This is a genomic window from Levilactobacillus zymae DSM 19395 (genome assembly GCF_001434115.1).
GTDB classification, from domain to species: Bacteria; Bacillota; Bacilli; order Lactobacillales; family Lactobacillaceae; genus Levilactobacillus; species Levilactobacillus zymae.
In genome coordinates this window covers 1-25731 of the sequence record NZ_AZDW01000041.1, presented here as the reverse complement: position 1 = coordinate 25731, position 25731 = coordinate 1, and the positions used below count along the sequence as shown (strand labels likewise).

The 25731-nt window shown below is 54.7% G+C and carries 25 protein-coding genes; 14 read left to right on the top strand and 11 right to left on the bottom strand.

Translation table 11 applies throughout. The features are described 5' to 3' along the window. Nucleotides 1-211 precede the first annotated feature (211 nt). The 5 genes from FD38_RS10145 (at nucleotide 212) to FD38_RS10125 (ending at nucleotide 3009) form a co-directional block, all read left to right on the top strand. On the top strand, nucleotides 212-415 hold the full coding sequence (locus FD38_RS10145; protein ID WP_057733865.1) for a hypothetical protein: 204 nt from the start codon (nucleotides 212-214) through the stop codon (nucleotides 413-415). A 133-nt stretch (nucleotides 416-548) separates the two neighbouring features. Continuing rightward, nucleotides 549-1325, top strand: a complete 777-nt coding sequence (locus FD38_RS10140) for a CPBP family intramembrane glutamic endopeptidase (RefSeq protein ID WP_057733863.1) — start codon at nucleotides 549-551, stop codon at nucleotides 1323-1325. Nucleotides 1326-1521: 196 nt separating this feature from the next. Beyond that, nucleotides 1522-2295, top strand: coding sequence for a CPBP family intramembrane glutamic endopeptidase (locus tag FD38_RS10135; protein ID WP_057733860.1), 774 nt, complete (start codon nucleotides 1522-1524; stop codon nucleotides 2293-2295). A 28-nt stretch (nucleotides 2296-2323) separates the two neighbouring features. Next, entirely contained in the window at nucleotides 2324-2542 is a 219-nt protein-coding gene (locus tag FD38_RS10130) for a hypothetical protein (protein WP_057733858.1), read from the top strand. Between the two features lie 158 nt (nucleotides 2543-2700). Then, complete coding sequence (locus FD38_RS10125; protein ID WP_057733857.1) at nucleotides 2701-3009, top strand: hypothetical protein; 309 nt, start codon at nucleotides 2701-2703, stop codon at nucleotides 3007-3009. Between the two features lie 101 nt (nucleotides 3010-3110). Here the strand turns inward: FD38_RS10125 and FD38_RS12690 are convergent, their stop codons facing one another. The 5 genes from FD38_RS12690 to FD38_RS10105 all read right to left on the bottom strand — a co-directional run bounded on the left by FD38_RS12690 (nucleotide 3111) and on the right by FD38_RS10105 (nucleotide 7342). Continuing rightward, nucleotides 3111-3491: a replication associated protein gene (locus FD38_RS12690; RefSeq protein WP_083485341.1), complete on the bottom strand. Its 381-nt coding sequence runs from the start codon at nucleotides 3489-3491 to the stop codon at nucleotides 3111-3113. Beyond that, entirely contained in the window at nucleotides 3491-3763 is a 273-nt protein-coding gene (locus tag FD38_RS10120; protein ID WP_057733855.1) for a type II toxin-antitoxin system RelB/DinJ family antitoxin, read from the bottom strand. Before FD38_RS10120 ends, FD38_RS12690 begins: the two co-directional genes overlap by 1 nt. A 122-nt stretch (nucleotides 3764-3885) precedes the next feature. Then, a complete protein-coding gene (locus tag FD38_RS10115) occupies nucleotides 3886-4737 on the bottom strand; it encodes a hypothetical protein (protein ID WP_057733853.1) in 852 nt (283 codons plus the stop codon). 145 nt (nucleotides 4738-4882) lie between these two features. Further along, the gene (locus FD38_RS10110; RefSeq protein WP_057733851.1) at nucleotides 4883-5305 is read right to left on the bottom strand and encodes a helix-turn-helix domain-containing protein; all 423 of its coding nucleotides are present in this window, start codon (nucleotides 5303-5305) and stop codon (nucleotides 4883-4885) included. Nucleotides 5306-5518: 213 nt separating this feature from the next. Further along, nucleotides 5519-7342, bottom strand: a complete 1824-nt coding sequence (locus tag FD38_RS10105) for a M3 family oligoendopeptidase (protein ID WP_057733849.1) — start codon at nucleotides 7340-7342, stop codon at nucleotides 5519-5521. A gap of 150 nt (nucleotides 7343-7492) precedes the next feature. Between FD38_RS10105 and FD38_RS10100 the strand changes: the two genes are divergently transcribed. The 4 genes from FD38_RS10100 to FD38_RS10085 all read left to right on the top strand — a co-directional run bounded on the left by FD38_RS10100 (nucleotide 7493) and on the right by FD38_RS10085 (nucleotide 11755). Beyond that, complete coding sequence (locus FD38_RS10100) at nucleotides 7493-8437, top strand: alpha/beta hydrolase (protein ID WP_057733848.1); 945 nt, start codon at nucleotides 7493-7495, stop codon at nucleotides 8435-8437. Nucleotides 8438-8452: 15 nt separating this feature from the next. After that, a complete protein-coding gene (locus tag FD38_RS10095) occupies nucleotides 8453-9139 on the top strand; it encodes a YoaK family protein (RefSeq protein ID WP_057733846.1) in 687 nt (228 codons plus the stop codon). Nucleotides 9140-9238: 99 nt separating this feature from the next. Further along, nucleotides 9239-10843: a ribonuclease Y gene (rny, locus tag FD38_RS10090; RefSeq protein WP_057733844.1), complete on the top strand. Its 1605-nt coding sequence runs from the start codon at nucleotides 9239-9241 to the stop codon at nucleotides 10841-10843. A gap of 120 nt (nucleotides 10844-10963) precedes the next feature. Then, nucleotides 10964-11755, top strand: coding sequence for a hypothetical protein (locus tag FD38_RS10085; protein WP_057733841.1), 792 nt, complete (start codon nucleotides 10964-10966; stop codon nucleotides 11753-11755). Between the two features lie 81 nt (nucleotides 11756-11836). Here FD38_RS10085 and FD38_RS10080 read toward each other — a convergent pair whose 3' ends face one another. Further along, the gene (locus FD38_RS10080; RefSeq protein WP_057733839.1) at nucleotides 11837-13417 is read right to left on the bottom strand and encodes a bifunctional metallophosphatase/5'-nucleotidase; all 1581 of its coding nucleotides are present in this window, start codon (nucleotides 13415-13417) and stop codon (nucleotides 11837-11839) included. A gap of 411 nt (nucleotides 13418-13828) precedes the next feature. Further along, entirely contained in the window at nucleotides 13829-15850 is a 2022-nt protein-coding gene (locus FD38_RS10075) for a cation:proton antiporter (protein WP_147007866.1), read from the bottom strand. Between the two features lie 646 nt (nucleotides 15851-16496). Between FD38_RS10075 and spx the strand changes: the two genes are divergently transcribed. Then, complete coding sequence (gene spx / locus FD38_RS10070) at nucleotides 16497-16895, top strand: transcriptional regulator Spx (protein ID WP_057733836.1); 399 nt, start codon at nucleotides 16497-16499, stop codon at nucleotides 16893-16895. Between the two features lie 312 nt (nucleotides 16896-17207). Here spx and FD38_RS10065 read toward each other — a convergent pair whose 3' ends face one another. Beyond that, nucleotides 17208-17483, bottom strand: a complete 276-nt coding sequence (locus tag FD38_RS10065; protein ID WP_057733834.1) for a hypothetical protein — start codon at nucleotides 17481-17483, stop codon at nucleotides 17208-17210. Nucleotides 17484-17670: 187 nt separating this feature from the next. Next, on the bottom strand, nucleotides 17671-18600 hold the full coding sequence (locus tag FD38_RS10060; protein WP_057733833.1) for a 2-dehydropantoate 2-reductase: 930 nt from the start codon (nucleotides 18598-18600) through the stop codon (nucleotides 17671-17673). Nucleotides 18601-18797: 197 nt separating this feature from the next. Between FD38_RS10060 and FD38_RS10055 the strand changes: the two genes are divergently transcribed. Both FD38_RS10055 and FD38_RS10050 read left to right on the top strand, forming a co-directional pair. Next, the gene (locus tag FD38_RS10055) at nucleotides 18798-20765 is read left to right on the top strand and encodes a S9 family peptidase (RefSeq protein ID WP_225430815.1); all 1968 of its coding nucleotides are present in this window, start codon (nucleotides 18798-18800) and stop codon (nucleotides 20763-20765) included. A 213-nt stretch (nucleotides 20766-20978) separates the two neighbouring features. Continuing rightward, nucleotides 20979-21314 carry a helix-turn-helix transcriptional regulator gene (locus tag FD38_RS10050; protein WP_225430816.1) on the top strand — a complete coding sequence of 112 codons (336 nt, stop codon included), beginning with the start codon at nucleotides 20979-20981 and terminating at the stop codon, nucleotides 21312-21314. A gap of 419 nt (nucleotides 21315-21733) precedes the next feature. On the opposite strand, the gene FD38_RS10045 is transcribed toward FD38_RS10050, so the two are convergent. Next, entirely contained in the window at nucleotides 21734-22216 is a 483-nt protein-coding gene (locus FD38_RS10045; RefSeq protein WP_057733829.1) for a C40 family peptidase, read from the bottom strand. 153 nt (nucleotides 22217-22369) lie between these two features. Further along, nucleotides 22370-23326 carry a linear amide C-N hydrolase gene (locus tag FD38_RS10040; RefSeq protein WP_057733827.1) on the bottom strand — a complete coding sequence of 319 codons (957 nt, stop codon included), beginning with the start codon at nucleotides 23324-23326 and terminating at the stop codon, nucleotides 22370-22372. A 159-nt stretch (nucleotides 23327-23485) separates the two neighbouring features. Between FD38_RS10040 and FD38_RS10035 the strand changes: the two genes are divergently transcribed. Both FD38_RS10035 and FD38_RS10030 read left to right on the top strand, forming a co-directional pair. After that, nucleotides 23486-24112: an LVIS_2131 family protein gene (locus FD38_RS10035; RefSeq protein ID WP_057733825.1), complete on the top strand. Its 627-nt coding sequence runs from the start codon at nucleotides 23486-23488 to the stop codon at nucleotides 24110-24112. A gap of 444 nt (nucleotides 24113-24556) precedes the next feature. Beyond that, nucleotides 24557-25678, top strand: coding sequence for an NAD(P)-dependent alcohol dehydrogenase (locus FD38_RS10030; RefSeq protein ID WP_057733823.1), 1122 nt, complete (start codon nucleotides 24557-24559; stop codon nucleotides 25676-25678). Nucleotides 25679-25731: the final 53 nt, after the last annotated feature.

The window sequence follows — 25731 nt, the reverse complement described above, 5'->3', positions numbered from 1 at the left end:
CATACGCTTGAAAAAATGGGATTTCAAACGAAGTTTCGTTGACCAATTAGGTGCGCGTCGGCTCACATGCTAAATTCAATGGGCAAAACTAGTAAAGATTTGGTAATTTCGGGCTGTTATAAGTGGAGTTGGCTTAACCAACCGCCCCGCGACCTATTTCCCCGCAAAACTTGGCATAATGGGGGTAAATAAGCTTGGGGGAGCTGAGAAAATGTTAATTCGCAATTTACCGTTGATCTTTTTCGTGGTGGAATTGGCCGTGGCGTTTCACGTTCGGGGAACTACGGGAGCGACCCGGACGAAGGGGGCCGCGTCGGTTCAAGTGATTTATACCGTGATTGTCAGCGCGTTCATCGCGTTGATTGCGACCTGCGTAATCGTGGGGATGCAGGGGTCACTTAACGTAAGTGAGTAAGACCAGTTCCGGCCCGCCGAAGAACCTTTCGGGGGCCTTTTTGGTGTGACTATTCGTTGGAGCGGCAAAGTGCTATGCTTAACCTTTAGAGAACCGTGGATTGCGCTAAACGAGCGCAAAGGAGGATTTAGGCGTGAAGTTACAACGACAAGGCATCCAGATTTTAGAATTAGTGGTTTTGGTTTTAGGCATCATGTTCGGCGTGGTGTTTCTGGGGCGGAGCCTGGGTTGGAGTCCCACGGGCCGGTTACTTCTCCAGGACGGCGTGTTATTGGTCGCGTTGCTGGCACTGAATCGCTGGTGGTTTCACGTGCCGGTCTACTTGCGGCCGACACCGCCGTTACGCGATCAGCTGAAAATCAATACGCTTCCCATCATCTGGATGGTGTTGCTCGCCGTCGCGTTAGTCGGCAGTTTGACGGTGGGCCAACCGGCGCTAGGCGTGGGATTGACCTTGGTAATTTCACTACTCGTGGGGTGTTGTGAGGAATACCTGTTTCGCGGGTTGATTTTGGGGCTGTGCTTGCGGCTCTTTCACCTGACCACGCTACGGCGAATCTGGGCAGCGGTCGCGTTGAGCAGCCTGCTGTTCGGCGCCACGCACCTGGTCAACCTGACCCACCAGGGGCTGGAACCAACACTGGTGCAGATCCTAAACGCCTTTGCGTTGGGCGTGTTGTTCGCGGCCAGTTATCTGCGCACGCGGAGTCTGGTCTGGCCGATTCTGATTCACTTCTTTAACGACTTCGTGGCCATCCTGATCGGGGGCCTGTCCGAAGAAGCCCGGCCGGTGGGCAGCGTCATCGCGGTCGGGGCGATGGTCGTCCTGTACTGTGGCGTGGCGCTGTACCTCTTACGGCGCCAGCAGCTGCCTAAGGTGCAAGCCAACTTTGCGGCGTTGGAAAATTAACAATAAATACGCAAACGACCGGCGCTCCGGATAATGGGGGCGCCGGTCGTTTTGTATAGGGGCGTGGTGATTGACCCACCAATTCAATTTAAAACCGTTAAATTGTTTGACCGGTTGGTTGACCCAACCAGTAAGGGTTTAAATCGGTCCCGCTAAAGCCCGCCTATAATGGGCTTATTGAGGGGGCGGTAACGGCATGCACATCAAAGCAATCTTACGCTTAGGTGGACTCTGTGCCCTGTCATTAGTGGTGATGCTGGGGTTGGGGACGATTGGCCATCTGCGCCAACTGTCCGATCCCACCGATATCATCTTGCAAGACGGCATCCTGTTGGTCCTCATGCTGGGGCTAAACGCCGAATGGCTACGGGTCCCGATCTTTCTGCGGTCGGCCTTACCCCTGCGCCAACAGGTGACCATTAACGCGGTGCCACTGGTGGTCATCGCGCTGACGGGGTTGAAGCTGTTAGCCTTCACCCGGGTTCAACTCCAGCCCTTCGTGATGCCGGTGACGCTGGCCTTCTTGTTAGCGTTATGCGCGGCCAGTTATGAGGAATACTTCTTTCGCGGCCTGGTCTTGGCGCTGGTCATGCGCTTGTTACCGCGGCACTTACTGAGTGCGGTAATGGGTGCCAGCCTGATCTTTGGCCTGTTTCACCTGGTCAACTGGGTCCACCAGCCGTTAAACGTCACGTTGCTCCAGATGGGCAACGCGTGGGCCCTAGCGATGTTGTTGTCCGCCGTTTATCTGCGCACGCGGGGATTGCTGTGGCCGATCGTCTGCCACTTCGTCAACGACTTCACGGTGATGGCCATGACCGGTCTCGCCGAGGAGAGTCGGCCCACGGCATCGTTGCCGGTGAGCCTCGCGGTAGCGGGTGTTTACGTGGTCACGGCGCTTATTTTATTGCGACCGACTAAGCGGGCCGGACTCGAGTGGCCCACTAAGCCGGCGGAAAATGTCTGGTAACTGATAATCGTAAGGAAAGGTGATTAACATGATGTGGGCATACTTATTAGTGGTTTTAGGCGTCGTGAGTCTGCTGGTCACACTGGTGGTGCGGACCACGGCCGTGGCGAGTCGGCAACCCGCAGCCACTACGAATCGGCCGCTGGTCACCGCGCTGACGGGGGTGTATCTGGTGGCGTTGGTGGTTCTCATCGGGGGTGTTTGCAGCTTTCTCTGGTTGGGTTCAGGTTGGCACATGGGTTGCTAATGACGACTAAACCAGGAAATGAAAAGTTATCTCATCGGGTAATTGATTTTGTGCTAGACTGAAATTAGGGAGAGTAATGTGGTGTATTTAGTGTGACCGGCACGGCGGGAATCGGGGCCCGCGACGTCGGCTGATAATATAGAGGGGAATTTAGACTTATGCATAAATTTTTCAAAGCGGGGATGTTATTAGGTTTAAGTTTATCGGGGATGTATGCCGCGGCCATTAGTTCGACGACGGCGAGGCACTCGCACGTGTTAGTGGCGGACAACCGTCTCGCGGTCAAGCAGTTACGCGTGCATTACGGTCAGGACCGAATCGCGACGGCGGTAACGTGTTATCCGGCGAGGCGTTCGCAACGTGTGACGCCGATTTACCGGGTGCCCAGCGATCGGAACGATGCCGACGGTTGGATCTGGCGGGGGAACTTGCCGACCCAGCGCTCGGTGACCACGGAATTGGATTAGCTATTATTCTGAATTGTGTTAGAGGCCCACGGGGTTTCGGATAGTAAAAGACCGTTTCGGTCCACTAAATTAGTGGGCTGGAACGGTCTTTTTAACATGAACTATAGTTGGTCGAAAATTGTATGGTGGGTACCGATAGCAATCATTGTGGTTATTGCTGGTGTGTCATGATAGACCAATAAATGATCGCCATTGTGGCCATCAAAATGCAACTCAAGGATTTTGATAGTCATATTCTGATGGATACCAAGCCGTTTTTTGATTTGTTGTTTGAGTTTGTTGGAAATTTTGAGTTCGTGTGGATAGAAATATTCCGGGATGGGGCGACGTTCAAAAAAGCAAACTAGGACATAATCCCAAGCAGATAAGGTGTTATTTTCCAAAGGGGCAATTCCCTCAAAGATTGGACGCCACCGGGGATCCTTCTGAACCTTTTTAAATTGTTTGTGAAACAGAGCGGTTCGTTCAATTCGATGCGACATCATTTGAGTGTCCGTTCAAAAGCTGCTTTACTGTCCCCACCGGGAAGCGATTGATGCTGGGCCTTAGCGTCCACCATTTCTAAGATGGCCTGGTTGACGTCTGTAGAAGGCATCGCGAAGTTTTCTGGTAGGCCGTGTTCAGCCACGCCGGTTAAAATAATCCGAATGTATTCCGAGATAGTTAAGCCGTTTTTCTTAAGTTCAGCTTGGGCTTTGAGCTTTATGGTCGAGTCGATTCGCGAGTTAACGCGATCGGTATCAGTATTTTGCATCGATAATCCCTCCTTGTAATCATAATTGTATACCATATGTCATACAAAGGGAATTTAAATACCTTGAATTTATGCTGACAGCTTAAATGATTTTTCTTGGCTTAAAGTCGTAAATAGCTTGGCTATTTCACCAGATAAACATGGTCTTTAATCAGATCGATAGCGGTGTAGTGGCGGTTCAGCTGGCGGGATGCGGCGTTTTCGATAAATTCGGCGTTGTCCCAGAACTTGGTCGATCCGGTGGCCCCGTGCGGTTCACCGAGGACCACGAAGTCCACCGTGGCGTGGGACTGGCGAATGGCTTGCAGGAGTTCCCAATCCAACGGTAGGCCGTCCGGGGACCAGGACATCACCACCACGCCGACCTGATCGTGGTATTTCTGAAAGGCGTCCACGGCACTCAAGGCCTCGATGGTCGTTACGGGGTGCCGGCCGGTTTCGTTTTCGGCGGTCCAGGCCTGGCTATCCGTGGCGTAGACGGTCTTGTGCGCGTCGCGGAGGCCCTTGGAGATGTAGCCGTTACCGGCCATGACTTCGAGGACGGCCCGGTCGCCCACAAAGTCGGCGAGGTCGCTGATGAACGGCCGCGGGGTGTAGGCCCACATGCCGTAATGGTCTTCCAGGTAGTCGCGGAAGGAGCGCAGGTCGTGATCCAGGTGCGGCAGTGCATCGATTAGGTCGTTCCAGATTTTGTCGCCGGTCTTGTCGCCGGCCGGGTAAAGCTGGTTGAGTTTTTGGTAAATCAGGTCTTCACTGTTATCCGGCAATTGAAGCAGGGGCAACTGTTGTGGTAGGTCGCCGACGGCTAACATGCGGTCGGCCAGTAAAACGTTGCTAATGAGCAACTTGATGGCCGGGTAATCGTTGAACTGCTTGTAGTAGCCGTTCATCCGGTCCATGTAGGCCGTGCGCTGCTGGGGTAACGGTTGGTGGCGGAAAGTCTTTTTTAGTTTTTTGAGTTTACGGGGATTCAAGGGATAGCCTCCTAGGTAAAATTAAATGGGGTGCCATGACGATTTTGACAAAAAATGAATGGCGCTTGGCGGAAGTAACCCTAGTACCACCCCAAACGGGCAGGGCGCCAAACAAAAAGTCGGCTGACAACAGCCGACTTTGACCTTAGTGATCGTCGAGGTGCAGGTCCAATTCCTCTTGCTGGTTGGGCGTGGTGTTGGTAAAGCGGTTCTCCTTACCGTGCAAGTAGCCGTCAATCAGTTGGTAGATTTCGTAACGGTCTTGGCCACTCAAGACTTCGCGGTTGAAGCTGAGTTGTTTGCCGGAGAGAAACAGGCGACTTAAATCGTAGGCGTCGCGTTCCGTCTTGCCCGCTAAGTAATCCATGGTCACGTCGAAATATTCTGCTAATTTGCGGACTTCAACGAACGAGGGTGTCCGCACGCCGCGTTCCCAATTGCCAATCTGGGAAGCGGTATTCTTATGTTCGTCGTCATCCGTTGAAAGTTGCTGGTTCAAAGCCTCTGCCAGTTGTTCGAGGGTAATGTGTTGCCCCCGGCGCAAAGCCCGAAGTCGTTCCGGAAACATCTGCTCACCCACTTCTTTATGATGGTATAAGTTCTAATATCTGATGATGTGCGATTAGTTAAGTTGCCAATAAATAGTTAGTCGACATTTTAATGAAAGCTACGACCACTCGTAGAAATATCATGTACCAATTTCTAGCCTGGAGGCGAGCAGTTTTATCCCAACTAATACACGCCATAATATCTAAATCCATTATACCACGAAGCGTTGGGTTTAAGGACGAGGGGTCGGGTGAACTAGCGGATCGGTCAGGCGCATGAACTCGGCCACGTCTTTTTTGATCAAATCCACGCCGGCTAACCAGAAGTCCGGTTGGGTCAGGTCGACGCCCAGGTGTTTTTGAGCCAGGGATTCGCTGGACATGTTGGCCGTGTCACGTAACAGGGCGATGTATTGGTCCTCGAAGTTATCGGTCTGTTGGGCCTTGGCGTAGATGCCCAGGCTGAAGAGGTAACCGAAGACGTACGGGAAGTTGTAGAAGGACAGGTCGTCGATGTAGAAATGCAACTTGCTGGCCCAGAGGTGGGGCGAGTAGGTCGACAGGTCGTGACCGAAGGCTTCCTTTTGGGCGTTGAGCATCAGCTCGTTTAGTTCGGCGGGGGTGACTAATTTTTGGCGCCGGAGTTGGTAGAACCGGGTCTCGAATAAGAAACGGGCCCGGATGTTCAAGAACATGGCGACCGGGTTATCCATCTTGGCGTTCAGTAACGTAATTTTCTCGGCGTCGCTGGTGGCGGCCTTAACGTTGGCGTCGGCCACAATCAATTCGCCAAAGGTCGAGGCGGTCTCGGCCACGTTCATGGCGTACCCCTGACGCAGGTAGGGCAGGTCGCCCATCACGCTGGAGTGAAAGGCGTGGCCTAGTTCGTGAGCTAGCGTGGACACGTCGTTGGGGGAGCCGGTGAAGGTCATGAAGATCCGAGATTCGTTGGTTTCGGGCGCGCTTTCCATCCAGCCACCGGGAGCCTTACCCGCGCGGTCTTCGGCTTCAATCCAGTGGTTGGCGAAGGCCTTTTGGGCCAGGGCGGCCATCTTCGGCGAGAACTCGCCGTAGTGCTTGATGATAAAGGCCGCGGCTTCGTCGTAGGTGAAGTGGTGGAGTTGACTGCCCGGAAGGTTTAACGGGGCCTCGACGTCCTGCCAACCGGCGTGTTTCTTGCCTAACAGGGCCGCCTTGCGATCCAGATAATCGAGCAGGAATTGTTTGTTATCGTCGACTACCTGCCAGATGGTCTTGAGGGTCGCCGCGCTTAACCGGTTATCCTTTAACGGGGCACGCAAGAAGTCGCTGACGCCGTGGGCCTGGTATTCCGTGAGACGGAAACCGGCCAAGTGGTTCAGCGTGTCGGCAAAGAGTTGTTCCTTGTCCGTCCAGGCCTGTTCCCAGGCGGGTAAGAGGTCGGCGCGGTACTGCGGGTCGGCGTTGCCCAACAGATTGTTGTCGGCTTGGCCGGCCGATAGGGTCACCGGGTCACCGTTAGCGTCGTGGAAGGGGACGGTAACCGTGGCGACCAGCGAATCGTAATGCGAACTCCAGGCGGCCTTACCGTCGAGGTTGAGCTGATTAATCAGGTTTTCGGTCTTGTCGTCGAGGAGTTCCTTACCGGCGTCGCGCATCTCGGTCAGGTTAAAGGCGATGGGTTGCAGGGCCGGCAGGTTGAGTATTGCGGCAAATTGCGCGTCGGGAACCTGGACCAGGACCTTTTTGAGTTTGTCGCTGACGGTCTGAATCTGAGTTTCCAGGTTACGCAGGCGGTCTTCGGTGGGCGCAACGTCGGGGTTGGCGATGTCGGCGGACCCAATCGCACTGACGAACAGGTTCGCCTGGGCGAGACCGGCTTCGATGGCCTGTAGCTGGGTGATGAGCTTGATGAACTGTTGAAATTTGGGCGCGTCACTGGTGGCGTCCCACCGGTCGAGCAGGTCGCCTAATGCGGCGGTGTCGGTCTTGATTTGTTTGAGTTTCGCTTTTAGCTGGGCGGAGTGAATCCCGCCGGTGAAGAGTGAATCGAGATCCCAATTTAACGAATAAGTCATGGGCGTATCCCCCTTTAAGGTGTGTGGTGCGGCGTGCATCTGGCACCCCGCCACAGAAGTTGGCTATATTATAGCAAACTTCTTAACGATTGCGCTGAGGGATAGAACCCCTGTATACTATCTCTAGGCAAAATTAAGGGGGAAATACAGTTGAATAAGGTTTTAAAGCGCTGGCTGATTGCCGGCGGAGTTTTTGTGGGTGTGATCGTCGTGGCACTGGTGGGGGCCAGTTTTTACTTCTACAACATGACGGTCGCCCGGGGTAAAAAGAGTTTCATCGGAGCGCCCAAGGCCCTGACCACCAACGATCCGTTGTACGCGCAAAAGCACTGGTACCAGACGGCTAAGAAGTACCGTTGGACCGAAACGGCGGCGGACGCCAACTTTAAGCTCGTCGCCAACTACATCCCGGCGGCCCGCGCCACCAAGCAGACCGTGGTTCTGGTCCACGGTTTCGCGTCCAGCAAGGAACAGATGGGCGGGTACGCCGGCATGTTCCACCAATTAGGTTATAACGTGCTGGTTCCCGACGACCGGGCCCAGGGCGTAAGTGGCGGCAAGGCCATGAGCTACGGCTATTTCGAAAGTCGCGACTACCTCAAGTGGATCAATCAGGTGATTGCCCGCCAAGGTAAGCAGTCGCAAATCGTGCTCTTCGGGGTCTCGATGGGCGGGGCCACGACCATGATTGCTAGCGGCCTGAAGACGCCCACGCAACTGAAAGCCTACATTGAAGACTGCGGCTACACCACGGCCGACGATGAGATTCGCTACCAGGCCCGCCAGATGTACAACCTACCGTACTGGCCGCTGGTGCCCATGACTAGCGCGGTCACCCGGTTACGGGCCGGCTTTAGTTTTAAGGACGCCGACGCGGTGAGCGCGGTCAAGAAGAATCATAAACCGATGCTGTTCATTCACGGGGGGGCGGACACCTTCGTGCCGACCAAGATGGTCTACCAGGTCTATCACGCCGACGCCGGGCCCAAACAATTGTTAGTGGTCCCCGGTGCCAAGCACGCCGCGGCGTTGTCGCACGATCCGCAGTTGTACCAGTCGACCGTGAAACACTTCCTTACGCAGTACTTCCACTAGAAAGGAGGCCCCACCATGCCGCAGACCGCCACATTTCGGCCGTTGACCCAGACCATCCTGACGCTTGGCGCCACGCTGGTGATGGGGATGATCGATGCCGACACTTTCCTGAATCACGGGGCCGTCTTTGTCAGCGCACAGACGGGAAACTTAGTGGTCCTGATGGTCAAGTTCGTCCAGTCCGGCTGGGCGGCCGCCTGGGTCAACGTTCCCGTTTTGATCGGGTATTTTCTGGGTTGCTTCGGGGCGCAGGGGTTAAGTGACCACCTGAGTCGGGGCAACGCTCGGCGCCAAATGCGCTGGCTGATGGCCGTTGACGTGAGCGTGTACTTGGCGTTGGCGGGCTTACAGACCACGTTACCGACCGCCTGGTTGATCTTTTTGCTGGGGGTCGTGGCCGGTTACGAACTCACGGTGTTTCGTGAGGTGGGCGGCATCGCCATCAATAACGGCATCATGACCGGCAACACCAAGAATTTGGCGACAGCGACCTACCAGGCCTGGGTGCAACGTGATCCGGTAGCCCGGCACCGCCAGCGCCAGTTCGCCTGGACCATCGGCACCTTTTTATTAGGCTGTGGGATTGGTGCGGCCTTAGCGCAGTGGGCCGCACCGACCGTGTTGTGGGTGGCCAGTGGGCTTAAGGCGGGGTTACTGGCCTGGTTGTTCTTACCGGTCGCCATGACACCGCCGGCAAATTGAAGAGTTGGGTTGTCCTTGAAAATGGCGTATAATTAACGAGAAACCTGACCAACCCACCCGGGAGCGTTTCTCGGGAGTCAAATTAAGGAGTAAGTTAAATTGTTAATAACTGGATTGATAATCGGTCTGTTATTGATTGGGCTGGTACTGGGTTATCTCGTGCGTCAACACCAACACCACCAGGAACTCCTCGCGGTGCAGGAACAGGCGCGTGACATTGTCGCTGAAGCCACGGCGAAAACCAAGGCGAAAGTCGCAAAGTTACAAGCGAAAAACCAACGAGAAACCTTAGCCTATCAGCAATCCGTCAAGGACGAATTGACCGAACAACAAAGTGATATTGCGGTGCGAGAACAGCGCCGCCAGCAACGCGAACAATTGTTAGACCAGATGGCCGTCCGGTTGGATGAACAGACCACGATGCTCGACCAACGCAGCCAGGTCAACCAGCAACAGCGCCACGCCATTCACGATTTGCGGGACCAAGCCGCGGAGCTGCGGGAGACGCGCACGACCACGTTAGCCCAACGCGCGGGGATGGATACCCAGGCCGCGCAAGATGAGGTGCTCCGGCAAGCGGAGATCGAGTTGAAGCGCGACCGGGACATCGAGATCAAGGCGCAAAACGACAACGCCGAGGCCAACGCCGAGCGCTGGGCCAAAGACGTGGTCTTACCCGCCACCCAATCGGGGCCGCAAGACCTGCCTAAGGAACACCTGGAACACACGGTCACGGTACCCAACGGCGAAGTCCGTAGCAAGATCATCGGTCGCGACGGCCAGCACATTCGGTTACTCGAGACGCTGACCGGGACGGACCTGATCTTCGTACCGGACGACAACACCACGTTATTTATCAGCACGCACGACCCGATTCGGCGGGAGGTCGCCAGAGTCGCCATCACCAACCTGGTAGCCAGTCGGCGCATCTCGGCTAACCAGATCGAAACGCAGGTGGAAAACGCCCAACGCGACGTCAACCACAGCCTCTGGGAGACCGGGGAACAGGCCGTCAGCCTCTTGCACGTGGGGTGGATGCATCCCGACTTGATGAAGCTGATTGGCCGCCTCAAGTACCGGACCAGCTACGGCCAAAACGTCCTGCAACACTCGATCGAAGTGGCGCAGATGACCGGAGCCATGGCCGCGCGCTTAGGGTACAACACCCGCTTAGCACGACGGGCCGGGCTTTTGCATGACCTGGGGAAGGCCATCGACCACGAAGTCGAGGGCACCCACGTGGAAATCGGGGTTGAGTTTGCCGAGAAGTACCAAGAAGATCCGGTAGTCATCAACGCGATTGCCGCGCACCACGGTGACGTGGAGAAAACCTCGCCAATTTCTGACCTGGTCGCGGCGGCCGATGCGATTTCCGGGGCCCGGCCGGGGGCGCGGAGTGAGTCCGTGGAAGATTACATTAACCGGCTGCGGTCACTAGAAAAGATTGCCAACGACCAGGACGGCGTCACGGAAAGCTACGCGATTCAAGCCGGTCGGGAATTGCGGATCATCGTGAACCCGCAAACGCTCAACGACCAGGCGGCGGCCAATCTGACCCAGGAAGTGGCCAAGCGCGTCGAAGCCGAACTCACCTATCCCGGGAAGATCAAGGTCACCACGATTCGGAAGCTCACGGCGGTCGAATACGTCGGCGACGAAAAGAAAAAGAAGAAGAAAAAGAAAAAAGCGGCCAATGCTTCGTAGGTCGCCGAGGGTGGTGCGGTTGCCGGTTGGCAGGCGTACCACTTTTTTTATCGCCGGTGGGTGATTCAGACTAACCGTGGTATACTTGACCCCATCAGGGATGTTTGGAGGAGAACGATTATGCGCGTGCATGGCTTAAAATCAAGTTTATTATTGCTGGGTGCCGTGGGATTAGGACTGGTTGCGACCGTTAGTGCGGCGGCCGATTCACAGTCCGACCACACCTATTACCGGGCCAACCAGACCTTTCGGATTCAGCTGTACGGTTCCAGTCAGCGGGTCACGATTCCGCAGGGGACCGTGGTCAAGGGGCAGGTGTCCGGGCCGTTTCCGGGGTTAACGGATCCCGCTAAGACGCGTTTAGAGGCGAGTTTTGATTTGTTAACGGTCAACTACCAGTTAAAGGTCAAAAATGGCTGGCCAAAGAAGGTCCACGCGGGCGGTGTCGGTAAGTACACGGCGTTGAATAACGTCGGCCGGTACCTGACGGCGACCACGCGACCCAAGTACATGCTGGAAGCCAAGGGTGAGATGCCCGCCTTTACCCGGTCGATGAAGACCAGTATCTGGACCGGACCGTGGGTGACCGTCACGACCGACGGCTACCTAGAATCCTTTGGCACGGTCAAGCATTCCCGGCAACGGACGGAGTACCGCCCGCAGGCCAGTGCGAAAATCACCAAGTTTACCCAGAAGGGCACCCACCGGTATTACTACACCAAAAAGGCCGTGAAGGGACTCCCGACCAAGCGGGTAGCGACCCACGGGAAATACCAGTATCGCCTGACGGTCACCAACCTGAAGAAGACCAAGTTACAAACACCTAAGCATCAGAGCTATGCGGATTACTATCACGTCTACAAACTCGGCAAGCAGACCTACTACACGTATGCCGGCAATGCCGAATCCTAAAAGTTAAAAGTAAGCATTAAAAAGGCGTTCGCTGCGAGACCTAACGACCAGGTTAGGTGTTGCAGCGAACGCTTTTTCAGGTTAATCGGTCAGGTCGTGTGGCTCGTTGACCACCTTGAAGTTATCGTTGGTGGTGGCGTCAACGGTCGGGTGTTCTTGCAGGTAGTCGGCAATCAGTTCGCTCATGGGACTTTGACTCTCCGCGATGATCTTGCTGGCCTCGTACATGCCGTAATGGCCACCACCCACGGCACGGTATTGGTTAAGCACGATTCGCAGGGGTTGATCCGGGGTGACCGGCTGGCCGTGGTAGGTCAAGTTTTCGACCCGGTGCCCCATCGGCTGGGCGATGTTGAGCGTGTAATTCACGCCTTCGTACATGTCATAATTGTACTGCCGGTGTTTGGGGTGAACAAACGCCGGGTTGACGGTGATCTTACCGTCGAGGACGGTGAAGTAACGCGCCGTGACCTCTAAGGCCCCCTTGAGGTCGGCCCCCGTGATGTTTAACAGGGACAACCCGTTGGGGTAAACGTAGTTGGTCATGATGTTGCGCATGGTAATCGGATTTTCGAAGCCCAACGCCTCGTCACTAAATAATGCCGTGGCGGAAATGTCGGCGCCCATGGTCGCCATTTGGACTTGTTGGATGAATTCAATGTAGGGGGTTTCGTGCATCCGCGCCTTGAACGGGTCGTGAAAGGTCATGTCGCCGTTGATGTGGCCTAAGGGTTGGTCCAGCCAGTGGCCCACGCGCGAATTCAGCGTGGCCGCGGCGTTGATCACCTTGGCATCCAGCGGAGCGTTAGCGGCCGAGACCAGTTCGGAGTCGTGGTTGATCACCGTGACTTTCCCGGTCGCGTCGCGTTTGAGGTCGAGGGTGATCTTGCCCACGGCCTGTCCCCGGAACCCCGGTTGGGTCGTGGGGATGTCGAAGAGTTCGGTCGCGATTTGGCGGTGTTGGTGGCCGGTGACCATGGCGTCGATGCCGGGAATCTCGGCCAACATGTGGTAGGCTTCGTTTTCGCCCACGTGGATGTCGTTGGGTTCGCCGGTCGCCAGGTCGCGTTCGAAGCCGCCGTGGTAACAGACCACCACGATGTCGGCTTGTTTGCGGATGATTGGGACGTATTTCTTGGCGGCGATGAAGGCCGATTCGAATTGGAGGCCACTAATGTTGGTGGCTTTTTCCCATTTATAGACGGCTTGCGTAGTCAACCCCAGCACGCCAATCTTGATACCGGCCTTTTCAATGATGGTGTAGGGCTTGCCGTATTCGGGGTCGCCGTTACGGTCCAAGATGTTGGCGCAGAGGATCTGACGTTTGGCATCGCGAATTGCCGTCTGCAGGTATTCCTGCCCGTAATTGAATTCGTGATTTCCCAGGATGCCGCAATCGTAATCAACTTGATTGTAGATGTTCATGAGCGGGGCGGGATCGCGGTCGGGTTGGACCCGGGCGACGTAGTAGGCTAGGGGTGATCCCTCTAGGAAGTCGCCGTTTTCAATGGTCACCACCGGCCCTTCAGCCGCGGCTTGTTCGCGTGCGACCACCGTTGCCGCCCGGGCGAGGCCGAAGCCCTGCTTACTGCCTTTCTTCACGTAGTTCGTGGGAAAAACGTACCCGTGTGTATCGCTGGTTGATAGAATTGTCAGCTTCATAAAAGTCACCCTCCGATTACGTCTAACTGGCGTTTTGTAAGCCGCCAGCTGCTGGCAAGAAAACGCTAAGTGTGGAACGTGTTAAAGAAATTATAAGCTAGTTTGCTGAAACTGTAAATTTTTGGTCTCATTTTCTCAAAATTATGAGAACTTTCTCATACTAGAAGGTTTAGCGGGGGACCCAACGCCCCCGTAAACGACCAAAAGCGGTGTGCCCCACCAACCAGGATGGGACTCACCGCTTTTGACTGAAACGTAAATTACGTGTACACGGACGTTTAGACGTGAGCCCAAACCATCCGGGGTACAATTACTTTGGAGGAGTAAAATTTCGTAACTTATTCATCTTCAATTCGTAAGTTATGTTTCCACTATACCCCCTAATTGTGAAGAAAATGTGACGCTGCGGAATTAATCGCCCGTAATCTCTTGCATGTATAACATCTGGTCGGTCGAAATCTGTTGATACAAGTCATCGGCCAGTGCGGAAGGAATCGTGTGGTTGAGGCGTTGTTGCCGGACGTAGTTGTATTCGTATTGGAAGGCCTGAATGAACAATTCGTTTTGGAGATCACTGGTATCTCGTTGGGTGAACCGCCGGTGCCGGGTGTTGTAGGAGGACCGAACGGCGTTGATCTCGGCCTGATTATCGGGCGTGGCCAGGGCGGTCAGCGTCTCGATAACGGCGTGATACCCCTGCGTTTCCATCGAGGTAAAGACCGTACGCAGGTTGGCGTGGACCTGTTCGCGTTGCGTCTTTAACGCGGCGACCTGAGCGTCGGTCGGGAAGCCGGGTTGCTGCCGGCGCCGGTCGTGATGATTACGGTTGCGGCGGTGGCGTAAGCGGTGGGTCAGACGGTGATTGACGTACTTAAACCACATGCCGAAGCCGGCGAAAGAGAGCCGACTGTTCGCGCGGGTCTTCCACAGGAGGCCCCGGACGTACCGGTTGGCGTAGGCGGGCGCCAGTTGATTCTCGTCGACTAGCTGTTGGATACGGGTGACTTCGGCCTGGTTGGTCTGAATCATCAGGTCCTTGACCAACTTGCGGTCGGGCCGGTGGTCGCCGTATTGGCTATTCAGGATTTCCACCACGGCCTGGGTCTCGTCCGGCGACTCGGGGTGTTCTAAGGTCAGCTGCTGGGTCGCGTAGGCGATGAGATTTTGTCGTTCGCGCTTAGCCTGTTCCGGATCGATCTCTTGCTCACGACTCGGCAGAATCAGGGGCAACACGATGGCAGGAATCAACAGGCTCAAAATGATGACCACGGCGGCAATAAAGATCATGGTGTTTCGGAACGGGAAGGCCTGACCGTGCAGCGTCAGGGGCAAGGAGAAGGCCATGGCTAACGTAATGGTTCCGTGGATTCCCGAGAGGGCGCCGACCAACGCGTGGTGCCGTTGGTCCTTAGGGGCGGAGTGAATCAGGGCCCAGTCGAAACGAATCCAGAGGTAGCGTAAAGCGAACATCACCAGGTAGAGGATGACCGCTAACAGCAGGTAGCTGGGAAGCGCCGTGGTGTGTTCGGCCTGGATGTTGTGCCAGACCGTCGGCAACGAGACTCCTAAGAGCACGAACACGAAGCCGTTTAAGATACTGGTCAGGATCCGCCAAGTCGACCGGGAGACCAGCTGTAACTGGGTACTCGACAGCCGGATCTGCTTGCTGGCGGCACTGCGCAGTAACCCCGCGGCGACCACGGCCAGGATACCGGATAACTCGAAGTGTTCGGCGGCCAGGTAGATAATGAAGGGCGTCAGGATATCGTAGGGCACGATGACACTGGTTGAATCCATCCCGGTTTGGACCAGGTAGATGCGCCCCCAGATGAACAGGACCCCTAAAATGGCCCCAATCAGTAGCCCACCGAGAAAGACCACGAAGAAGTGTTCCACCCCGTCTTGAACGGAGAATTCGCCGGTGATAAAGGCGGTTAACGCCAGGTTAAAGGCCACTAATCCGGAAGCGTCGTTGAACAACGATTCGCGTTCCAGCATGCCCATGACCTTCTCGGGGACCGCCATGTTGGTGGTGATCGACGAGACCGCCACGGCATCGGTCGGCGTCACGATGGCGGCCAGGGCGAAGGCCAAGGCTAACGGTAGGCTCGCAATCACGGCGTGGCTGACGTAGCCCATCAGGATGACCGTGAGCACGGCCAGAATCACGGCCATGGACAGGACCGAGGGGATGTGCTTGCGCAGCGCGTGCGTGTCGGCGTTTTGACCGTCGTGAAACATCAGCGGCGCAATGATGATGAGCATGAACATTTCGGGCTCAAGCACGAAATGGTGAAACAAGGGCACAAACGAAAGTAGCGCGCCGGCAAAGATTTGATAGAAGGCTTGCGGAATTACGGGAAAGTAGGGGTAGACTAAATTCGCCGCAATCGTGGCCACGATCAACAGCACGACGGCATAAAAAATCTCCAAAATGAACGCCTCCAGCTTAAGGAATCGTCCGGCCGCCGAGTCCGTAAAATTAGGGGTTGCAGGACTGGGTTAAACGACTACAATAGGAAGTCCGCAATCGCGCCCACCGGCCGGATCTTGATGCTTTTAATTTTACCCTACTTTGAGGATTTAGCCCGTAGTTTGGCCTGCTACGCGGTGGTCCACGAGACGAATTTTTAGCCACATTTCGGGGAATGTGTGGCGAGAAAACGCTTTTAATCGCGATTCTCGATGACTAAATATTCATTTTAAATCGATAAATATTCAAAAATGAACTTTTTTTGATTCTGCGGGCGCTCACTCGCATCTAGTTAAAAAATGGTAAGGTCCGTTTTAAGCGGATTTTAGGCTTGTGATGCCGATAAAAGCGAACTTGACGCGAATTGTCCGGATAAATCACAAAAACGATTGTGAACAAAGGAATTGTTGGGTGAACCAACTAACCCTGAAAGTAATGTGACTATTTGTTCAGAAACTTTCCAGAAAGGGGTGATTATTCATTCAATTGTGGTAACATATAAATTGGTTCTACTAGATAGTTCAATGAATTGTTGGGAGAGAACCCAAGTGAGTCAGTTGTTGTTTTCTATCGTTACTCAATCCAACGATAAGGAAGTGCTGAGATATGATTAATTTGTATATTGCACCAAGTAGTGCATCCAGTCGGAAAGCACGCGCATGGCTGAAGGAACACGACATTGCGTTTCAAGAACGCAACATCAAGTCCAAGCCATTGAACGCTGCCGAGGTCAAGCAGATTTTACGGCTTACCGAGAATGGCAGTGAAGATATTATCTCGACGCGGTCGAACATTTTCAAGCAACTCCACGTCGACCTCGATAGTCTGTCAGTTAGTCAATTAGTTGATCTTGTGGTTAAATACCCTGACCTCATCAAACGGCCAATTATCTTTGATGATAAGCGGTTGGAAGTAGGTTACAACGAAGAAGAAATTCGGCGTTTCTTACCTCGTGAGGTACGGACGGCTGAATTACATCATTTGGAATCTCAATTGAGTTCCTAATCGAAGTCGGTCAGTTCTCGGGGGAGTGCTGATCGATTTTTAGTGCTTAGGTTAAACGTCTAAAGATACCCGGCATCGCGTGGCTGCACAAGCCCCAATGCCGGGTTTTTTGTTGGCTTAAAATGAAACGAGGCCGCGACAAAAGTCACGGCCTCTTTGGCATCTTCGAATATCTGGTGTTGAAACGTGCGCCAAAAGGCAGCTGGTTCCGCTTAACCCCGTAAGTCAGATAATCCAAGTTCAGGATTATCTGACTTACGATGTTAATGCTCACCAGCTAACCGCCTTCTGTCGCACTCTCGTTTTGTTAGGTTAACGTTGATATTGCAGGGCCATTTGCGGGTAGCCCAATTGGGTGAGTGTCTTGACCACGGTGGCCTCGATGGTCTCCGTGGCCACCACGTCAAAGCCCGCTAGCTGGGCCACAATGAGGCTTTCGACCCGGTGAACGACGGTGGGGTCGTTCGTGAGCGCGGTCAGGTCGCGGTGAATCCGGGTGGAATCAAACGCAGCGTGGGCACCAGTGGGTCGTTCCACGGTAAGACTCTGGGGGTACATATTAGTTTGTGATCGGCGAATAACGTCCATGATGGCGACCCTCCTAAGGTTTAGCCGCCAACTAAGGTCAGAATTTCGATTGGCGGTTAAAAATAAGTATAGGTCTATGGTACGATGAAAAATCGCAAATTACAACTACATATAGATAAAATTCAACTAAAAATCTATATATGGTATCAAAACCACGTTCCGTGGTGTTCGCTTTTTGAAGATGACTTTAGGCGATGCCGTGGAGGGCTTCTTGGCTATGGATCAATTGCGTCAATAGCGCGTTGTTGGGCGCGGGAACCCGTAACTTTTGTCCCAACTGAGCCACGTACCCGTTGAGAAAATCGATTTCCGTGGGCCGGCGGTTGGCCATGTCCTGGTGCATCGACGGGTAATGGTCCCCGTTCTTGTCCGGGGCAAACTGTGCGGCAATCAGGTCGGTATCGGCCTGGGCGTCGAAGGCCACGTTGGCGGCGGCCGCCACGGCCTGGAATTCATCCAAGACGCCGGCGGTCAATTCCCGCCAGTTGGGTAACGCGCCAAATTCGGCGATGTTGCAGTCGAAGAGGGTGCAGTAGGTGTTTAGCACGCTGTTTAAACCGGCCTTTTTCCAGATGGCGGCCAAGACGTCGGGGGCCGGACTGGCCTTTAACCCGGCGCCGTTCAACGTGTCGACGATGCGGTCTAAGTCGTGGAACTGGTCGGGAGCGATGGCTTGCAGCGAGATGCTCCCGGTACCGGTGACCGTGATGTGGCCCGGGCCGGTGAGGCTGGAAGACCAGACCGTGGTCCCGGCCACGATGTTTTGCTGCGGCACGTAACGTTCGATGGTTTCGACGTTGCCGATACCGTTGGCTAAGACCAGAACGGCCGGTTGGTTGCTAAGTTGGGCCTTTAATTCCTGGAGCATGTGGTCCATCTGCATGGCCTTGGTGAAGAGGATGACCAGGTCGAAGGTGCTGTGGACGTCTTGGGGTAACGCTGCAGTCATGGGAACGACCGTGTCGTGGCCGTCCTTGGTCACCACCAGCCCGTTCGCCTGAATCGCCTGAACGTGGGCGGCCCAGTTGTCGATCAACGTGACGGCGTTGCCCGCCTGTTGGAGCTTGACGCCGAACCGGCTGCCCATGGCGCCGGCACCGGCAATTGCAATTTTCATAAAACAAACACTCCTTCTAAACAATAGTGCGGCGTTGGCGCGTAACCAGTGCCCCGCCGGATGAGACAAGTCTAGTTTAGCAGGTTCCTACCACAAATGGGGGGCTAATCATTTTAGAATTGACAGGCCAGAAGTGAAAGGCTAGGATAGGACTAATCACTTTGTGAGAAAACAATGAGAAAAGGGAAGCGATGCGGATGACAGCAACAGGGGTTAGTGCACGAGATTTATTCCGATTAAAGGCGCTCTCGCAGCCGTTAGCGGCAAACGGGCGGTATTATTTTGTGGAAAATCACATGGATCAGGCAACCGATAGTTATCGCGCGCAGATCAATAGCGTGGATGACGCCGGCCATCAACGCGTGGTGGCGACCACCGGTGAGCTTAACGTTCAACCGGCCGTGACCGCCACGACCGTTTTCTACGCGGCCAAGGTGGGAGCCACGCCCGCGCAACTCTATCAGGTACCCGTCGCGGGTGGCGAGCCGGCCGTGATTGCGACACCGGGCGAAGCCGTGAACACCGTGATTGCGGCGGCGGACGGCCAAAGCGTTTATTTCAAAACCACCGAAACCACGGAACGGCCCAAGTTACCCAGTCCCGAAGCGTTTCCTAAGCCCCGGCACGTCGAACGCCTGATCAATAAGGCGGACGGGTACGGGTGGTTACCGCTGCACGTGACCTACCGCTTACGCCGCTACTTACCGGCTAGCGGGACCGTGGAAGAGGTCTTCCAGCGACCGTACGACTTCGCGTTGACCTCGGTCAGTACCGATGGTCAGTTGGTCACGTTCTTGCAGGACGACCAACCGGCTAACGACCGCGACTTCGCGCACGGCGCCTATTGCTATGACGTGGCGACCGGTGAAACCACGGATCTGACGGCCAGTCTGGCTCAGGGCCGGTTTGCCGACGCCGCCATCGCGCCCGACGGCCAAACCGTCGCCTTAGTTGGTAGTGACGGCCGGTTCGATTCCCAAACCGTGGCCGACCTCTACTTCGCCGACCTGAAAACTGGAAAATTGACCGATTTGACGCCCGATTTAGCGGCGGACTGCACCTCCGAATTTGCGGCCGACTGGACCCAACAACCCGGTGGTAAGCTGGTCCGCTGGTTGGATAACCAACGGGTAGTCTTCACGGCGGCCTACCACGCCCATAGTCAGTTATACGTGGGCACGGCGACTGGCATTGAATTAATCAACGACGCTGCTCACGAAATCGTCGATTTTGACGTGGTCGATGGCGATCACGTGGTCTTAGCGGTCTCCGCGCAGACCCGGCCGGCGGAACTCCAAACGGTCACGGTCAGCGATCACCAGGTCCGCGCCGTGTACAATCCTAACGCGGCCTACGAACAGAGTCACCATTACGCGCAACCGCAACATTTCGACTACCAGGCAGCCGACGGGCAAGCTTTAGAAGGCTGGTATCTGCCCGCCCAGACTAAGGCACCCAAGACGCCGGTCCTGTTGTACGTCCACGGGGGTCCGCACGCGAACTACGGGGAGACCTTCTTCTACGAGTTCCAGGTGCACGCCAACTTAGGTTACGGCGTGGTCTTCGTGAACCCACGGGGGTCGACCAGCTACGGGCAGGACTTCGAAAACGCGGTCAATGAACACTACGGTGAAGGCGACTATACGGACGTGATGAGCGGGTTAGACGCGGCGTTGGCCAAGTTTCCCGAGTTAGACGCCGACCGGCAATACATCGCCGGCGGGTCCTACGGGGGCTTCATGACGCTTTGGACCATTGGCCACACGCACCGTTTTGCCGGCGCGGTCGCCCAACGGCCCGTGACCAACTGGATCAGTCTGTACGGGACCAGTGATATCGGCTTTTACTTCAACCCGCGGGAACTGGGCCAAGACCTTTTCGCCGAGGGCGGGGTAGCTTCTTATTGGAAGCAGTCACCACTAGCCTACGCGCCACAGGTCACGACCCCGATTCGGTTATTGCACGGTGAATGGGACATGCGTTGCCCCATCAGCCAATCCGAGGAATACTTCACGGCGGTCAAGCAGACCGGCGTGGACGCGGACTTCGTGCGGTACCCGCAAAGCTTCCACGGGGTTTCCCGCGCCGGTTTACCGAGTCTGAAAATTCAACGCATCTTAGACATGGACGAGTGGTTTACGGCCCACCCATCCGTGGCCAAATAAGTCTGAGGTTAAGCCCAAAGCGGCGCCCGGCATCATCTCGATGCTGGACGCCGCTTTTATTGACTGATTGGGGATCGCAACGCTTTTCGCCCCCACATGACCGGTTGGGAATTTCTGGCTCGGTATTGGTGGCCCATTATCCCGATTCTGGGCAGTATTGGGGTGTTTTTCGGCCATTAACGATAGAATAGAAGTAGAAAGGCGGGGATGACCATGACGATGCAGTTTAGCCAACAATTGGCGCGGATACGACAAGAACGTCATTTGGGCCAGGAGCAGTTAGCGGCCCAGTTAGGTGTCTCAGCCCAGGCGGTGACCGCCTGGGAGCAGGGAGAAGCGACTCCTGATTTGGCGATGGCGGTCCGGTTGGCCGCACGGCTGAACGTCAGCCTGGACCAACTGGTATTGGGGGAGCAGCCGGACCCGATGGACATGACCCAACCCCAGCCACGGCGGGGGGAACACCTGAATGGTTGGGACTTTCTGGCCCGGTATTGGTGGGTGTTGATCGCCATCGTGGCCATCATTGGGAGTTTCTTTGGTAAGTGAATATGAAGCGTGCCCCGTTCTGACGACGATAATCGTTAGAACGGGGCACTTTTGACTAGGACCTGTTTTAAAATTCAATCACTGATTTAAATGGTCATCCATTACCCTTTGTTGAAAAGAATTCAGTTTAATTACTGTTATAACTCGTATGAGCTGGAGGGCCAGTCGGAAATGGGCTCAGGAGTGAAATTTGTGTTGGCTGGCGTTTTCTGCCAGCCTAGACAAAGGTCGGTCTTCAAGACCTGAACTGTGGGCTTGAAGCCGTGCCCACTCCGTTCCAGCCCATTTCTGACTGGAACGGAAGCGCTGCAACCTCCAAATTGGTCTTTTAAGACAGTTCTAGTAGACAAACAAAAACCCTTCCGCACGCCGATGGTGGGAAGGGTCAGGTTTAATTTTATGATTTAAGAAGAAGGGGGTTAGTCGACGACCACGTTACCCACGCGGGCGTAACCAACAGCGTGCCACCATGGGGCGTGAACGGCTTCGGTCACCACACCACGGTTTTGGGAATCGATCATCTTACCGTTACCGACGTATAAGCCGACGTGGGAGATGGAACGCTTGCTCCCACCGAAGAAGACCAGGTCACCCTTCTTGATGTTCTTGTAAGAAACGTGCTTGTACTTGTTGTATTGTGCTTGGGCGGTCCGGGGGATCACTTTCTTAGCGGCGTGCTTGTACACGTAGCTGGTGAACCCAGAGCAGTCGAAGCGGGAAGGACCAGTGGAGCCCCAACCGTAAGGCTTACCTAATTGGGCCTTAGCGACCTTTTGGATCTTGCTGTAGGACATCTTGGTTGCCGCTTGGGCTTGCGTTGGTTGGCTCAGTTGGGCGCCAGTGAAAGCAAAGGCTACCGTGGCCACGAGGGACAATACAATTTTTGCGAACGTCTTCTTCATAAAAATAAACAAACTCCTTAATATTATTAAATCATTTTTTTGTAGGTCATTTCGTAATCGATGTGTTTAATACTATCAGGGAGTCATTACAGAAATGTTTCAACGGCATATCAATCGGGTTAAAGGTGGATAGAGATTTTGTAAAATTGGAACTTAATTAGCGGGGAAGACGTGCGGGAAATGCCGACTGGCCGCCATTTGGGGCGTTAATCGGATTTGTTGCAAACGATGAGTGATCCGGGGGATAAACGTATAACTTTTGGCCTCAAGATCGATCAATGACCGGTAATGGGTGTAATTATGGTTGCGTTCGTGCCGTCGTTCGGGCTGGTACGGGAGGCTAACCGCCGCTAACCAGGTGAAAATGGCCCGTTGGGTCGCCGAGTTCGTGGGCAGCGTGGGCGTGCCCCACCGCGTAATGGCCGTGCGGATAAACCGGTTGGTCGGCACCGGACCGGTCGGTAGTGGCGCGCCACTGGTGAGATAATCGCGTGCGGCGGTGATGGTCGCCGGCTGAAAGGTGTCGCCGGGGACCCGAAGAAATTGGTTGAGGTTATGTAGGTGGGTCGCTAAGACGGGGGTGTTGGTCAGAATCCCGCTAGCATCGATCTCGGCGTGAAGGGCCAGTTCGGTGGGTTCGATCACCAGCGTCTGGCCGGTGCGGTCGCTGAGAATCCAGTGGAAGGGGTAGACGTAACGGTCGCTGCCCCACCGCCGACTCACTAACCGAACTTGGGGCAGGTCGGCGACGACCTCGGCTAAGGTGGCGTGTTCGCCCAACGCCCAGTTGATGAAGTCTTGCGGCGTTAGGTTGATTTTGCCGGCTAACGGTTCGGCGGCGTAGGTGACCGCGCCAGGCAGGTAGAGTTCGGCGCAGGTCAACCCCCGTTCGTTGACCCCGTCGGCCATCAGGTAAGCGGGCCGGTCCGCGGCTATCCGGCCACCGCCGAGGAGCGCGTAGCAGGTGGTCCGGTGCGTGTTTAACGCCGTGAGCCAGCGGTAGTCGCGGGGCAAGAAGATGGGCCGCCAGGGCGTGGTGGTGGGAAAATCCATGGTCCGGGCAAAGAAGTGGTGCCCGGCGCCGTTGGTGTAGGTCAGACTAGTGCACATACAGAATCCCTCCTTAAGTAGATGAGTCTTAGCTTTAGTATAACGGAATTTATCACGAAATGCGCTTGTATTCGGGGCGGCAATCTCGTAAGCTAGGGGGTAATGGAAAAAACGTGACATTAAACTGAGTAAGGTTTGAGAAGGGAACGAACAGTTGTCATGAAATCAACTTGGAACTTAGTAGGGATGGTCTTGTGGCTCTTAGTCTTGATCACCCTCATTTGGATGACGCACGATATGCGGGTGCGGCGAATTCATTTAATCGTGAAGGAGGGCCGCAGCTTTTCCTGGCGGAACTTCACCATCTCCATGGTGGAACTGGTGGCTTGGCTCCTCTTTTTCGGTGGCATGAGCTACACCACCTTTTTCCAAAACGTCAATCAACTCGGAAACCGGGTCTCCCAGACCACGCGCTACGAACCGCTGGTCTTGAATACGGGAACGGGTAACGGTTCTTCCTATTACGTGGCGGTCACCAACAATAGCGGCAAAAAGCCCATTCAGCAGTATACTTACCTGACTGAAGGGGAGAAGTACCAGGTCGACAGTACGGTGGCCACGGTGTCTGCGGGGAAGAATCCCATTAACTTGCCGGCTTCGGCTTACCATTGGGATAAGCAACGGGTCGCGCGCTACGACCAACGGCACCAGAAGGCCTGGGTCGGTGTGATTGAGACCACTTATAAGAAGAGTTTCGTCAACGGTATCGGCTTACACGCCGGCCGGTTGGCCAACCGCTTTACGTTGATTCGCATCCCGGATCATTCGTTTATGGTCCAAAAATAGGTTAAACGTGAGGAAGTAGTCCGAATCAGTTCATGGTTCGGGCTTTTTTGTCGTCCGGATTAAGGTCCCCTTTAAACGGCTGAACCCCTGAAAAATCGGGCCCGATTAATCGCGTGCAAGTATAACGATTTATGCCGCGCGCCAGCGGCATTTCTGGCGAGTAATCAGTCGATTAATAATGTGAATTTACAAACAAATTAATAAACAATCCTGCAAAACTGAGCATAATTAATATTTAAAAATATTATGAAAACCCTTTATTTACGGTCGAAAAAGGACTATAACGAACTTGTAGAGCAAATGATTAGTTATTCACAATCTCTGGTTAATCACCATCGCGATTGGTCTCCTTCATGACTGTGGGGCCAGACGATGTCCCCCGGATTGCGTAGCACTAATCACGTTGATCAAGTTGCTGAATCATGGTTTAGAAAGGATGATATTATGCGAATCAAAGCGGCAGTTGTTGATAAGAAGGGCGGTTCCTTCGAAATTAAAGATGACGTTGAATTAGCACCGATGCAGGCGGACGACTTACAAGTCCACATGGTTGCCACCGGGATTTGTCACTCCGACGAGGCCTTACGGAAGGGCGATGCCGAGATTGGGTACCCGATCATTTTAGGGCACGAAGGTTCCGGGATCGTTGAAAAGGTCGGTCCCGAAGTCAAGGACTTCAAGCCTGGCGATCACGTTATCCTGTCCTTCTACGGTTGTGGGAACTGTACGAACTGCTTGAAGGGGATGCCAACGCAATGCCTGAACTACGCGGCCAATAACCTTTCCGGGGTTCGGCCCGATGGCAGTGCGCACTTCACCGAAAACGGCCATGACGTTGCCGATATGTTCGACCAATCTTCCTTCACCACGACCACGGTGGTGCGGGAACGGAACGCCGTTAAGGTGCCGAAGGACTTGGATTTGCGGAAATTAGGGCCGCTGGGCTGTGGCTACGTGACCGGATCCGGGACCGTGTTGAATACCTTGAAGCCAAAGCCGGGTGACACCATCGCCGTCTTCGGGACCGGGGCCGTCGGGTTAGCCGCCATGATGGCCGGCAAGATCTCCGGATGCACCACGGTTATCGCCGTCGACGTTGTGGATTCACGGTTAGCCTTAGCGAAGGAACTGGGCGCCACGGACACCATCAACAGTAAGACCGAAAACGCCGTTGAAGCCATCAAGAAGTTGACGGACGGCCACGGGGTCGACTGGGCCGTGGACACCACCGGGGTCAAGCAGGTCATGGAGGACTCCATTCAAGCCTTAGCTCAAGGTGGGACCACGGCGACGATCGCCGTAACGCCACACCACATCGATTTGGACACCTGGAACGACTTATGTGTCAGCGACCGGAAAGTCGTTGGGGTCAACATGGGTGACTCCGTTCCACAAATTGATATTCCACGGTTGATTCGCTTCTACCGCGCCGGCATGTTTGACTTCGACAAGACCGAAAAGTTCTACCGCTTCGACCAAATCAACGAAGCCAACGCCGATTCCGGTAGCGGGAAGACCATCAAGCCAGTCTTGGTCATCGACCCCGACTACGTGCCTGGTAAATAAATCCTGAATTATTCATACCTTCCAAAAAAGTCGTCAGTTTTCATGTTTTTCAA

Excerpts from the sequence above, each read along its gene's own strand:
- FD38_RS10145 (WP_057733865.1), top strand. The coding sequence starts at position 212 with ATGTTAATTCGCAATTTACCGTTGATCTTTTTCGTGGTGGAATTGGCC.
- FD38_RS10135 (WP_057733860.1), top strand. The coding sequence starts at position 1,522 with ATGCACATCAAAGCAATCTTACGCTTAGGTGGACTCTGTGCCCTGTCA.
- FD38_RS10130 (WP_057733858.1), top strand. The coding sequence starts at position 2,324 with ATGATGTGGGCATACTTATTAGTGGTTTTAGGCGTCGTGAGTCTGCTG.
- FD38_RS10125 (WP_057733857.1), top strand. The coding sequence starts at position 2,701 with ATGCATAAATTTTTCAAAGCGGGGATGTTATTAGGTTTAAGTTTATCG.
- FD38_RS12690 (WP_083485341.1), bottom strand. The coding sequence starts at position 3,491 with ATGTCGCATCGAATTGAACGAACCGCTCTGTTTCACAAACAATTTAAA.
- FD38_RS10120 (WP_057733855.1), bottom strand. The coding sequence starts at position 3,763 with ATGCAAAATACTGATACCGATCGCGTTAACTCGCGAATCGACTCGACC.
- FD38_RS10110 (WP_057733851.1), bottom strand. The coding sequence starts at position 5,305 with ATGTTTCCGGAACGACTTCGGGCTTTGCGCCGGGGGCAACACATTACC.
- FD38_RS10105 (WP_057733849.1), bottom strand. The coding sequence starts at position 7,342 with ATGACTTATTCGTTAAATTGGGATCTCGATTCACTCTTCACCGGCGGG.
- FD38_RS10095 (WP_057733846.1), top strand. The coding sequence starts at position 8,453 with ATGCCGCAGACCGCCACATTTCGGCCGTTGACCCAGACCATCCTGACG.
- FD38_RS10085 (WP_057733841.1), top strand. The coding sequence starts at position 10,964 with ATGCGCGTGCATGGCTTAAAATCAAGTTTATTATTGCTGGGTGCCGTG.
- FD38_RS10080 (WP_057733839.1), bottom strand. The coding sequence starts at position 13,417 with ATGAAGCTGACAATTCTATCAACCAGCGATACACACGGGTACGTTTTT.
- spx (WP_057733836.1), top strand. The coding sequence starts at position 16,497 with ATGATTAATTTGTATATTGCACCAAGTAGTGCATCCAGTCGGAAAGCA.
- FD38_RS10065 (WP_057733834.1), bottom strand. The coding sequence starts at position 17,483 with ATGGACGTTATTCGCCGATCACAAACTAATATGTACCCCCAGAGTCTT.
- FD38_RS10060 (WP_057733833.1), bottom strand. The coding sequence starts at position 18,600 with ATGAAAATTGCAATTGCCGGTGCCGGCGCCATGGGCAGCCGGTTCGGC.
- FD38_RS10055 (WP_225430815.1), top strand. The coding sequence starts at position 18,798 with ATGACAGCAACAGGGGTTAGTGCACGAGATTTATTCCGATTAAAGGCG.
- FD38_RS10050 (WP_225430816.1), top strand. The coding sequence starts at position 20,979 with ATGACGATGCAGTTTAGCCAACAATTGGCGCGGATACGACAAGAACGT.
- FD38_RS10045 (WP_057733829.1), bottom strand. The coding sequence starts at position 22,216 with ATGAAGAAGACGTTCGCAAAAATTGTATTGTCCCTCGTGGCCACGGTA.
- FD38_RS10040 (WP_057733827.1), bottom strand. The coding sequence starts at position 23,326 with ATGTGCACTAGTCTGACCTACACCAACGGCGCCGGGCACCACTTCTTT.
- FD38_RS10035 (WP_057733825.1), top strand. The coding sequence starts at position 23,486 with ATGAAATCAACTTGGAACTTAGTAGGGATGGTCTTGTGGCTCTTAGTC.
- FD38_RS10030 (WP_057733823.1), top strand. The coding sequence starts at position 24,557 with ATGCGAATCAAAGCGGCAGTTGTTGATAAGAAGGGCGGTTCCTTCGAA.